The sequence below is a fragment of the Paraplanobispora siamensis genome (assembly GCF_016863175.1).
In the GTDB taxonomy this organism is placed as follows: Bacteria; Actinomycetota; Actinomycetes; order Streptosporangiales; family Streptosporangiaceae; genus Planobispora; species Planobispora siamensis.
The window spans coordinates 1-10,472 of the sequence record NZ_BOOJ01000044.1 but is presented as its reverse complement, the minus strand read 5'-3'; the positions used below and the strand labels follow the sequence as shown (position 1 = coordinate 10,472).

The following is a 10,472-nucleotide window of genomic DNA, read 5'->3' as shown; positions in this document are numbered from 1 at the left end:
CCGCCCGGATGACCAGCGCCATGACGCCGCCGATCAGGAAGAACGCGAACGAGGTGATCAGGTAGAGATGTCCGATGACCTTGTGGTCGGTGGACGACGCCCACTTCGCGATGATCGACCCCTTGCGGGTCGCCACCGCCGGGGGGACGGGAACGTTCTGTGCGGTCACTGGGCACCCGCCTGGCTAGCGATGTACTGGTCGAACTCGGCCTGCGTGACGAGCTTGACGTTGAAGAGCATCCGGCTGTGGTCGACGCCGCACAACTCGGCGCAGCGGCCGGCGTAGACGCCGGGCGCGTTCAGCGTCTTGACCTGGAAGCGGTTGTCCACACCCGGGATCACGTCGAGCTTGAACTGGAAAGCCGGAACCCAGAAGGAGTGGATGACGTCCGGCGAGGAGAGGTTGAACTGGATCCTCTTGTCCACGGGGAGGACCAGCTGCGGGCCCTTCTCGTAGTTGTCGGCGGGGATCCCGACGACCTGGGCCGTCTTGCCGTTGACCTCGGTCGTGAAACGCCAGCTCCACTGGAACGCCTCGACCTTGACCGTCACGTCGGGCTTCTGCGACATGTCGGTCAGGTAATTCTGGTCGCGCGCGGTGAAGAAGAAGAGCACGCTGATCATGATCAGCGGCACGATCGTGTACAGCATCTCGATCGGAAGGTTGTACCGCACCTGGGGCGGCAGCTCGTTCGAGTTCTTCCGCTTGCGGTGGAAGGCCACAGACCACAGGATCAGGCCCCACACGACCACGCCGGTGGCCAGGGCGGCGATCCAGGACCCGTTCCAGAGACTCTGGACGACCTCGGCCTGCTCGGTGATGCCCTTGGGCATGCCGCCGCGCTTCCACTCTTCAGCACTACACGCCGTCACGGACACCAGCAGCAGCGCCAGAGCGGCAGCGCGTGGCACCCGGCGGCGGGCCAACGGACGCCGTGCAGAACGGCGGGTCGGACTCACGGATCGCCTACCCCACAGATGAAGCCCAAGAGTCACTCCTGGGCGGTCGTTTATTCAGATTCACAACTGACAGTTCACAGCTTCACGCTTTGGGACACATTAGCGTGGGCCACCTCCGGCCTCCCGCGCAGCCCCCGATTGTGTCGCACGTGATGCGACGATTGGTGCGTGGCGTACTTCGACGCGGCCTCCACCGAGCCGCTGCATCCCCGGGCCAGGGAGGCCCTGACCGCGGCGCTCGACGCCGGCTGGGCCGACCCGGCGAGGCTGTACGGCCCCGCACGCCGGGCAAGGATGTTACTGGAACAGGCCAGGGCGGAGGTCGCCGAGGTGCTCGGCTGCCGCCCGGACGAGGTGTCCTTCACCACCTCCGGCACCCAGGCGGTCCATCTCGGCGTCCTCGGGGTCCTGCGCGGCAGGCGGCGGGCGGGGCGGCGCCTGGTCGTCTCGGCGGTGGAGCACTCCAGCGTGCTGCACTCCGGCGAGGTCCACGAGCGCGAGGGCGGCACGGTGGAGACCGTCGGCGTCGGCCTCACCGGCGTGGTGGACCTGGCGGCCTTCGGCGAGGCGGTCCGCGCCGAGGGCACGGCCCTGGCGTGCCTGCAGAGCGCCAACCACGAGGTCGGGACGCTCCAGCCGGTCGCCGAGGCGGCGGCGCTGTGCGCCGGGGCCGGAGTCCCGCTGCTGGTGGACGCCGCCCAGACGGTGGGCCGGATGCCCGCTTCCCCGGGCTGGTCGGTGCTGACGGCGAGCGCGCACAAGTGGGGCGGCCCCGCGGGAGTCGGCGTGCTGGCGGTGCGCAAGGGCGTGCGGTGGCGCGGCCCGCTGCCCCAGGACGAGCGCGAGAACCGGGTCCCGGGCTTCGAGAACGTGCCCGCGATCGTCGCCGCGGCCGCCGCGCTGCGCGCCGCCGCCGCGGAGGCCGAGCAGGAGGGGGCCCGGCTGTCGGCGCTGGTCGACCGGATCCGGGCGGAGGTGCCCCGGCTCGTGCCGGACGTGGAGGTCATCGGCGAGCCCGTCGCGCGGGCTCCGCACATCGTGACCTTCTCGTGCCTTTACGTCGAGGGCGAGGCGCTGCTCATGGAGCTGGACAAGGCCGGATTCGCCGTTTCGTCCGGCAGTTCGTGCACGGCGAGTACGCTTCGTCCATCGCATGTCCTGGAGGCCATGGGCGTGCTCACCCACGGCAACGTCCGGGTGTCGCTGCCCCGTGGCGCCTCCGGGGCCGATGTCGACCGTTTCCTGTCCGTCCTGCCGGACGCCGTCCGCAGGATCCGGGAGGAGGCGGGGGTAAAATCATGATCAGGAATCGGGGAGTGAGTGACGCGATGACGCCCAGGCACACCGCCGCCGAGCAGGCCGCCCAGCAGGCTGCCCAGGCTCCGGCGCTGACCGTCGACGCCCTGGGCAAGAAGTGCCCGATCCCCATCATCATGCTCGCCGAGCAGATCAACCACGTCCCGCTGAACGCGGTCGTCTCCGTCCTGGCCGACGACCCGGCGGCCTTCACCGACATCCCCGCCTGGTGCCGGCTGAAGTCGCACCACCACGTGGGCAGCTACGAGCTCCCGCAGGGCGGCTGGGCCATCCACGTACGGCGCAACTACTGAAGTCGTTCATCTGCGGCGTGACCAGTGGATACGTCGCGGAAAGTGGGTATGAGCCCACCCGGAACACAACCACACGTTTCGGGGGGAAACAGGATGAGCGGGGAAACCGCCAAGGACGTGATGAACCCGGGGTGCCAGTGCATCGGGGAGGACCAGTCTCTCCTGGACGCCGCGCGGATGATGAAGGACATCGGCGTCGGAGCGCTGCCGATCTGCGGGACCGACGACCGGCTCAAGGGCATCATCACCGACCGCGACATCGTCGTGAAGTGTCTGGCGGAGGGCGGTGACCCCTCGCGGGTCACCGCCGGCGAGCTGGCCACCGGACTGGTCTGGGTCTCCGCCGAGGCCAGCGTCGAGGAGGCGCTGGCCAAGATGGAGCAGAACCAGATCAAGCGGCTGCCGGTGATCGACAACGGGCGCATCGTCGGCATGATCAGCGAAGCGGACCTCGCCAAGAACCTGCCGGACGACCAGCTCGCCGACTTCGTCCACCGCGTCTACGCGGGGGTCTGACCCGCGCGGGCACGGTACGGCGCGCAGGGGCCGTCAGGCGTAGTGGCAGCGAACGTGCTCGGCCACCTCGCCGGCGGCCTCTGTGCCGTAGGCGGCGGCGAAGCGCTCCAGGAAGACCTTCTGGCCGAGCTCGTACTCCTGGCCGCCGACGCGCTCCAGAACGTGGGTGGCGGTCAGGTTGCCGATCTGGCCGCAGCGCTCCAGGGACAGGCCCCAGGCGAGGCCGGCCAGGAAGCCGGAGCGGAAGGCGTCGCCGACGCCGGTGGGGTCGGCCTTGCCCAGCTCGGGGGCCGGCGGGACGTGCAGGGACGGCTCGCCCTTGCGGTCGATCGTGACGCCCTTGGGGCCGAGCGTGGTGACGCGGACGCCGACCCGGTCGAGGACCTCGTCGCCGGACCAGCCGGTCTTCTGCTCGATCAGGCCCTTCTCGTAGTCGTTGCCGAACAGGTAGGCGGCGCCGTCGACGAGCTGGCGGATCTGCTCGCCGGGCATGCGGGCCAGCTGCTGGGAGGGGTCGGCCGCGAACGGGATGCCGCGCTGGCGGGCCTCGTCGGTGTGGCGGAGCATCGCGTCGGGGTCGTTGGGGCTGATCAGCACCAGGTCGAGCCCGCCCACGCGGTCGGCGATCGGCTGCAGCTCGATCAGCCGGGCCTCGGCCATCGCGCCGGTGTAGAACGAGGCGATCTGGTTGTGGTCCTCGTCCGTGGTGCACAGGAACCGCGCGGTGTGGTAGGTCTCGGAGATGTGCACCGAGTCGCAGTCGACCCCGTGCCTCTCCAGCCAGGACCGGTAGTCGGCGAAGTCCGTGCCGACCGCGCCGACGAGGATCGGCGACAGGCCCAGGCAGCCCATCCCGAAGGTGATGTTGGCCGCGCAGCCGCCGCGGCGGACCTGCAGGTCGTCCACGAGGAACGAGAGGGAGACCCGGTCGAGCTGCTCGGCGATGAGCTGGTCGCCGAAGCGGCCCGGGAAGGTCATCAGATGGTCGGTCGCGATGGAGCCGGTGACGGCGATGCGCACGGGATCCTTCTCCTCGTTGTCAGCATCTTCGGAAAATGAGCCACGCAAGAATACGCGAACTCCTGGCACGTGAAAGCCCTGTCGGGTGAGGAACATCTCACCCGGCAGGGCTTCCAGGACCGTCCCGGCGGGCGGAACCGCCCGGCCGAACGACTAGTTGAACGAGTCGCCGCAGGCGCAGGAGCCCGTGGCGTTCGGGTTGTCGATCGTGAAGCCCTGCTTCTCGATCGTGTCGACGAAGTCGATGGTGGCGCCCATGAGGTACGGCGCGCTCATACGGTCGGTGACCACACTCACGCCGTTGAAGTCGGAGACGATGTCGCCGTCCATCGAACGGTCGTCGAAGAAGAGCTGGTAGCGCAGGCCGGAGCAGCCACCGGGCTGCACGGCCACGCGCAGCTGGAGTCCCTCCTCGCCCTGCTGCTCCAGCAGGCTCTTGACCTTCGCCGCGGCCGCGTCACTGAGGATCAGGCCCTGCGCCGTGGTCTCGCTGCTCTCAACCGACATGTGGTGACTCCCGCGTCTGCGTCAGCCGCCCGCCTGGAGCGGCTGTCTGTTTCTGACGTCCTTCTTAGACGCTACCAACACCTGTCCACTGCCACACATTCCACGGCCCCTCCCCCCTCCGGAATAAATCCCTCAAACCGTGTGTCATCATTAGTCGTCACTCCGACGATAAGGGGGTGTGGTCGTGACGACCACTGAGACCGGGCTTCCGCTCTTCGTTCTCGGCCGGAGCGCCGACCCGCACAGCGAGCGCGGCGTGGACTGTCCCGGAGAGCTGCCGCCGGCGTCCGACCCGGCGCTGGTCGAGCGGGCCAGGCGCGCCAAGGCGGCGCTCGGCGACCGGGTCTTCGTGCTCGGCCACCACTACCAGCGCGACGAGGTCATCCAGTTCGCCGACGTGACCGGCGACTCGTTCAAGCTCGCCCGGGAGGCCGCGGCGCGGCCCGAGGCCGAGTACATCGTCTTCTGCGGCGTGCACTTCATGGCCGAGTCCGCGGACATCCTGACCGGCGACGCGCAGAAGGTCGTGCTGCCCGACATGGCGGCCGGGTGCTCGATGGCCGACATGGCGACCTTCGACCAGGTCGAGGAGTGCTGGGAGGCGCTGGAGGACGCCGGGATCGCGGACGTCACCGTCCCGGTGACCTACATGAACTCCAGCGCCGACATCAAGGCGTTCTGCGGCCGCAACGGCGGCGCGGTGTGCACCTCCTCCAACGCCCGGCGGGCCCTGGACTGGGCCTTCTCCCGCGGCGAGAAGGTGCTGTTCCTGCCCGACCAGCACCTGGGCCGCAACACGGCGGTGCTGGAGATGGGCCTGTCGCTGGACGACTGCGTGGTCTACAACCCCCACCGGCCAGGCGGCGGGCTGACGGCCGAGCAGCTGCGCGACGCGAAGATGATCCTGTGGCGCGGGCACTGCTCGGTGCACGGCCGCTTCTCCGCGCAGAACGTCGACGACGTGCGCGAGCGGATCCCCGGCGTCAACGTGCTGGTGCACCCCGAGTGCAGGCACGAGGTGGTCACCAAGGCCGACTACGTCGGCTCGACCGAGTACATCATCAACAAGCTCCAGGACGCCCCGGCCGGCTCCTCCTGGGCCGTCGGCACCGAGCTGAACCTCGTCAAGCGGCTGGGGGCGATGTTCCCCGACAAGAACGTGACGTTCCTGGACCGGACCGTCTGCTACTGCTCGACGATGAACCGCATCGACCTGCCGCACCTGGTGTGGGCGCTGGAGTCCCTGGCCGCGGGCCAGGTCGTCAACCAGATCACGGTGGACGCCGACACCACCCACTGGGCCAAGGTCGCCCTGGACCGGATGCTGGCCCTGCCGTAACCCGCAGCGCCCGCGGCGCGGGGCACGGGCAGTAGAGAAGCAGAGAAGGCCCCGGCGGCACCGCCGGGGCCTTCTCCATGTCCGGGGCGCCGTGCGTCACTTCACCCGGGTGTAGCGCATGAACTGCTGCTCGTACTCCTTGGCGTTGGTGCTGACGGCGAGCACCCGCTTCACCTGTCCCTTGAAGTCGATCACCACGGCTTCGTGGGTGGAGCCCTTCTGCTGCCAGGCCACGATGTGCTGGTCGTCGTACCAGCCGACGAGCCGCTTGGTGTCGAAGGGGACCCGGGCCTTCGGCTCGGCGTCCGCCGTCGTGGACCACACGCAGATCTCCTTGTCCTGCTCGGTGGCCCCCTTGCAGTGGGTCATCAGCAGCGTGCCGGAGGGGTTGATGTCGTCGCCCTCGACGGTGAGCGGGGTGCCCACGTCCAGCAGGGTCTGCAGCACGACGCCGCTCTGCGGGTCGTAGAAGCGGATGCGCTGGGTCTTGCCGGCCAGCGCCCACGTGCCGACCGCCCGGCCGTCGCCGCGCCAGAAGTAGCTCCAGGTGCCCGCGTCCTTCTCCCTCACCTTGATGACCTTGGCCTTCTTGGTGGCGACGTCGACGACCGCGAACCCGTACGGGTTGCTCTTGTCGCCTTCCAGCTCGTACAGCGTCACCAGCGCCTTCTTGCCGTCCGGCGACCACTGCGGCAGCGTCGGGTAGACCGGATACTTGGTGATCTTGATCTGGTCCGAGGTGCCGGCGGCCCGATCGATGATCGAGAGCTGGAAGTAGTTGTCCGCGCTGTACTTCCTGTCGGTGCCGAGCGCCTTGGCTCCCGAGACGTCCACCGTGTAGTCGTAGTAGTCGTCGTTCTTGGCGAAGTCGTTCCCGCCGTGCTCGCGGGCGTAGAGGGAGAAGTTCTTGCCCGACGTCAGCGTGTAGGACGTCAGCCTGATCGGGTCCTTGTCGCTCTCGTGGACCGTGATCGAACTGCCCGGGAGCTTGATCTGGCGGTCCGCCTGGGGGATCGCGGCGACGACCGGGGTGGGGGTGGCGGAGGGCCCGCCGCTGTTGGCGACCGGCGTCGGCCCCGGGGTCTCCTCCCCGGCCTTGCCGCCGGACCGCTGGATCAGCAGCGTGACCCCGACCGCGATGAGCGCGACCACCAGGCCGGAGGCGACCGCCACCCAGACCCGGCGAACGCGCCCGCCGCCACCGGAGGTACCGGGCTGCTGGCCCTGCATGCCGTACGGCGAGGCACCCTGGGACGGTCCCCCGTAGGGCTGCCCGGGGAAGGTGGCCTGGCCCTGCGGCGGGAACCCGCCGGGACCGGTCTGGTGCGGCGGATAGCCTCCGGGACCCTGCTGGAAGGCGGCCTGCCCCTGCGGCTGCGGGAACCCGCCGGGGCCGGTCTGGTGGGGCGGGAAGCCGCCCGGACCTGTCTGGTGCGGCGGATAGCCTCCGGGACCCTGCCGGTAGGCGTAGCCCTCGGGACCGGTCTGCTGGGCGGCGGCCACGCCCTCCATGAGGATGCCCTGGGGCGCGGCGGGCGGCGGCGTGCCGGGGGCCGACGGGACGGTGTGGCCGAGCAGGCGCATCAGGGCCTCGCTCGCCGTCGGCCGCCGGCTCGCGTCCTTGGCCAGGCACTGGCCCACCAGCTCGCGCAGCGCCGGGTCGGTGAGGGCCGACAGGTCCGGCTCCACGTTCATGATGCGGTTGAAGATCGCGGGCAGGCTGTCGGTGCCGAACGGCGGCTGCCCGGTGGCCGCGAAGACCATGGTGCAGCCCCAGGCGAACATGTCGGCGGGCGAGCCTGCGGCCTCACCGGCGAGCTGCTCGGGGGTCATGTAGGCGGGCGTGCCGATCGCCATCGCGGTCAGCGTCGAGGTCCGGTCGAGGGCCTTGGCGATGCCGAAGTCGATGACCCGGGGACCGTCGGAGGCCAGCAGCACGTTGGACGGCTTGAAGTCCCGGTGCACGATCCCCGCCTGGTGGATCGCCACGAGCGCGGTGACCGTGCCGATCGCGAGCCGGTGCAGGGACGAGCCCGTGCGCGGCCCCTCGCCGGCCACCACCGCGTCGAGCGTCGGCCCGTCGATGTACTCGCTGACGATGTACGGCCGGCTCTGGTCCACTCCGGTGTCCAGCACCGCGGCGGTGCAGAAGGCCGAGACGCGCTGGGTCGTGCTGACCTCGCGAACGAAACGTTCCAAAGCCTCCTCGTCCTGGGCGAGGTCGGCGCGGAGGAGCTTCACCGCGACGCGTGCCCCGTCGGGGGACTCGCCGAGGTACACCGTGCCCTGGCCGCCCTCCCCGAGCCGCGCGGTGAGCCGGTACTCCCGCACCCTCTCGGGATCCCCGGGCCGCAGGGGCGCAAGGTCCGGCATAACGACACCCTCCTTTTGGGCTTTTTGTGTCCCATTGTGAGGGCAAAAGGTAACGGCCCGCACATCATGCTCGGGCCATCCCGATAAAGACCCACGGCCGGACCCCGGTCCCGGCGGACCGGGCCCGGCCCGTACGGTCAGATCATCCCGGAATGAGGCCCTCGTCGCCGAGCATCTCCCGGACCTCCTCCATGGAGGCGTCGGCCGGAGGAAGGATCAGCTCAGAGGGCTCCAGGCTGTCGTCGGGGAGCGTCTTGCCCACGTGCCGCACCTGGTCCAGCAGGGCGTGCAGCCGGGTCCGGAACGTGTCCTCGTCCCCCGCCTCGATCGCCGCCTCCAGTTGACCGTCCAGGTCGTTGAGGACGGCGAGGTCGCCGGAAGCGATCTCCACCTGCCCCTCGCCCATGATTCGAACGATCACTGGCCCTCCCCCGGCTGGCGGTACTGCTGAGTCGGCTCGGACTGCGGCTGCGGCTGCTGGTACGGCTGCTGCTGGGGCTGCTGCTGCGGCGGGCCCTGCTCGATCGCGCTCTTGGGCGCCGGCGCCTGGCCCAGCTCGGCCTTCATCCGGGCGATCTCCAGCTCCACGTCGTTGCCGCCGCCCATGCGGTCGAGCTCGGCCTGGATGTCGTCGCCGCGCGAGCCGCTGAAGTCGTCGAGCGCGCCGCTGGCGAGCAGCTCGTCGATGGCGCCGGCCCGCGCCTGCATCTGCGCGGTCTTGTCCTCGGCGCGCTGGATCGCCAGGCCCACGTCGCCCATCTCCTCGGAGATGCCGGAGAAGGCCTCGTTGATCCGGGTCTGCGCCTCGGCGGCGGTGTAGGTGGCCTTGATGGTCTCCTTACGCGTGCGGAAGGAGTCAACCTTGGCCTGGAGCCGGTGGGAAGCGGTGGTGAGCTTCTCCTCCTCGGCCTGCAGGTTGTCATGCTGCACCCGCAGGTCGGCGATCTGGGTCTGCAGGCTGCTGCGCCGGGTCAGGGCCTCGCGGGCAAGGTCCTCACGGCCGACGCCCAGTGCCTTGCGGCCCTGGTCCTCGAGCTTGCGCGCCTGCGCCTCGATCTGGTTGATCTGCAGCTCCACCCGCTTACGCGATGTCGCGACATCGGCCACACCCCGGCGCACCTTCTGCAGCAGCTCCAACTGCCGCTGATAGGAGTAGTCCAGGGTTTCGCGCGGATCCTCCATTTTGTCCAAGGCGTTGTTCGCCTTGGACTTAAAGATCAAGGAAAGTCTCTTCATCACGCTCATGCGCGTCGGCCGTCCCCTTCTTCAAATGCGCTTCGGGTCGCCCCGGTGATTCCTGCCCCCAGGAAAAGCGGCGGGCCCACATAGGGTTCACCCTACGCATAACGCACGAGGGCGTCACTAAGTTGCAGTCCCGGTAGGCTGACGTTGTGTTCCGACGTACCCATGCCGCCGCGGACGACTCCCCCGCCGCCGCTGCCGATCCGAAGCCCGTGGGCAAGGGGCGTCCCACCCCCAAGCGCAGGGACGCCGAAGGCCGCCGCCGCCAGCCGGTGAACGCTCCGCAGAACCGCAAAGAGGCCTACAAGCAGCTCCGCGAGCGCCAGGCCTCCGACCGCGTCAAGGCCCGCGAGGGCATGCTGCGCGGCGACGAGCGTTACTTCCCCGTCCGCGACCGGGGGCCGGTGCGCAAGTTCGCCCGTGACTGGGTCGACTCCCGCCGCCTGGTCAGCCAGTACTTCCTGCCGTTCTCCCTGGTCATCCTGTTGCTGACCTGGATCCCCTTCCCCCAGCAGATCCGCGCCTACGTCTACGTGTCGGTGATCACGATCGGCTGGCCGCTCATGATGGTCGGCGTCCTGCTGACCTCGATCTGGGTGGCCTGGAAGGTCAAGAAGCTCGCGGCCGAGAAGTTCCCCGGCGAGAGCCTCAAGGGCGTCGGCTTCTACGCGGCGATGCGCGCGCTGCAGATCCGCAAGCTGCGCTTCCCGCCGCCCCAGTTCCTGCCCGGCGGCAAGCCCGTCCCGCCGAAGAAGTAACACGACACGCGCGAAGGCCCCGCTGTTCCCGGACGGAACCGCGGGGCCTCTTCGCGTGTCCGGGGCTTCCGCGTGTCCGGGGCTTCCGCGTGTCCGGGGCTTCCGCGTGTCCGGGGCTTCCGCGTGTCCGGGGCTTCCGCGTGTCCG

General features: G+C 69.7%; 11 protein-coding genes and 1 pseudogene. 5 read left to right on the top strand and 7 right to left on the bottom strand.

Annotated elements, in window-relative coordinates:
• A pseudogene (locus Psi01_RS43520) lies at positions 1-169 on the bottom strand (aa3-type cytochrome oxidase subunit I); the annotation flags it as partial.
• A complete protein-coding gene (gene ctaC / locus Psi01_RS26000; RefSeq protein WP_239128026.1) occupies positions 166-912 on the bottom strand; it encodes an aa3-type cytochrome oxidase subunit II in 747 nt (248 codons plus the stop codon). The pseudogene Psi01_RS43520 and the gene ctaC, both read right to left, overlap by 4 nt.
• Before the next feature lie 216 nt (positions 913-1,128).
• On the opposite strand from ctaC, the gene Psi01_RS25995 reads away from it, so the two are divergent.
• The 3 genes from Psi01_RS25995 (at position 1,129) to Psi01_RS25985 (ending at position 3,086) form a co-directional block, all read left to right on the top strand.
• A complete protein-coding gene (locus Psi01_RS25995) occupies positions 1,129-2,262 on the top strand; it encodes a cysteine desulfurase family protein (protein WP_204066731.1) in 1,134 nt (377 codons plus the stop codon).
• Positions 2,263-2,276: 14 nt separating this feature from the next.
• A complete protein-coding gene (locus Psi01_RS25990) occupies positions 2,277-2,570 on the top strand; it encodes a sulfurtransferase TusA family protein (protein ID WP_373872515.1) in 294 nt (97 codons plus the stop codon).
• 93 nt (positions 2,571-2,663) lie between these two features.
• Complete coding sequence (locus tag Psi01_RS25985) at positions 2,664-3,086, top strand: CBS domain-containing protein (protein ID WP_204066730.1); 423 nt, start codon at positions 2,664-2,666, stop codon at positions 3,084-3,086.
• A 33-nt stretch (positions 3,087-3,119) separates the two neighbouring features.
• Here the strand turns inward: Psi01_RS25985 and Psi01_RS25980 are convergent, their stop codons facing one another.
• Together Psi01_RS25980 and erpA are read right to left on the bottom strand one after the other, a co-directional pair.
• The gene (locus Psi01_RS25980; protein ID WP_204066729.1) at positions 3,120-4,106 is read right to left on the bottom strand and encodes a carbohydrate kinase family protein; all 987 of its coding nucleotides are present in this window, start codon (positions 4,104-4,106) and stop codon (positions 3,120-3,122) included.
• A 153-nt stretch (positions 4,107-4,259) separates the two neighbouring features.
• A complete protein-coding gene (erpA, locus tag Psi01_RS25975; protein WP_203876280.1) occupies positions 4,260-4,613 on the bottom strand; it encodes an iron-sulfur cluster insertion protein ErpA in 354 nt (117 codons plus the stop codon).
• A gap of 184 nt (positions 4,614-4,797) precedes the next feature.
• On the opposite strand from erpA, the gene nadA reads away from it, so the two are divergent.
• The gene (gene nadA / locus Psi01_RS25970) at positions 4,798-5,952 is read left to right on the top strand and encodes a quinolinate synthase NadA (RefSeq protein WP_204066728.1); all 1,155 of its coding nucleotides are present in this window, start codon (positions 4,798-4,800) and stop codon (positions 5,950-5,952) included.
• Between the two features lie 96 nt (positions 5,953-6,048).
• Here the strand turns inward: nadA and Psi01_RS25965 are convergent, their stop codons facing one another.
• The 3 genes from Psi01_RS25965 to Psi01_RS25955 form a co-directional block, all read right to left on the bottom strand.
• Positions 6,049-8,325, bottom strand: coding sequence for a serine/threonine protein kinase (locus Psi01_RS25965; protein ID WP_204066727.1), 2,277 nt, complete (start codon positions 8,323-8,325; stop codon positions 6,049-6,051).
• 142 nt (positions 8,326-8,467) lie between these two features.
• Positions 8,468-8,746, bottom strand: coding sequence for a PspA-associated protein PspAA (gene pspAA / locus Psi01_RS25960; RefSeq protein WP_204066726.1), 279 nt, complete (start codon positions 8,744-8,746; stop codon positions 8,468-8,470).
• Complete coding sequence (locus Psi01_RS25955) at positions 8,743-9,570, bottom strand: PspA/IM30 family protein (protein WP_204066725.1); 828 nt, start codon at positions 9,568-9,570, stop codon at positions 8,743-8,745. Before Psi01_RS25955 ends, pspAA begins: the two co-directional genes overlap by 4 nt.
• Before the next feature lie 146 nt (positions 9,571-9,716).
• Between Psi01_RS25955 and Psi01_RS25950 the strand changes: the two genes are divergently transcribed.
• Entirely contained in the window at positions 9,717-10,325 is a 609-nt protein-coding gene (locus Psi01_RS25950) for a DUF3043 domain-containing protein (RefSeq protein WP_204066724.1), read from the top strand.
• The last annotated feature ends 147 nt before the right edge of the window (positions 10,326-10,472 follow it).

Excerpts from the sequence above, each read along its gene's own strand:
- Psi01_RS25985 (WP_204066730.1), top strand. The coding sequence starts at position 2,664 with ATGAGCGGGGAAACCGCCAAGGACGTGATGAACCCGGGGTGCCAGTGC.
- erpA (WP_203876280.1), bottom strand. The coding sequence starts at position 4,613 with ATGTCGGTTGAGAGCAGCGAGACCACGGCGCAGGGCCTGATCCTCAGT.
- Psi01_RS25965 (WP_204066727.1), bottom strand. The coding sequence starts at position 8,325 with ATGCCGGACCTTGCGCCCCTGCGGCCCGGGGATCCCGAGAGGGTGCGG.
- Psi01_RS25955 (WP_204066725.1), bottom strand. The coding sequence starts at position 9,570 with ATGAGCGTGATGAAGAGACTTTCCTTGATCTTTAAGTCCAAGGCGAAC.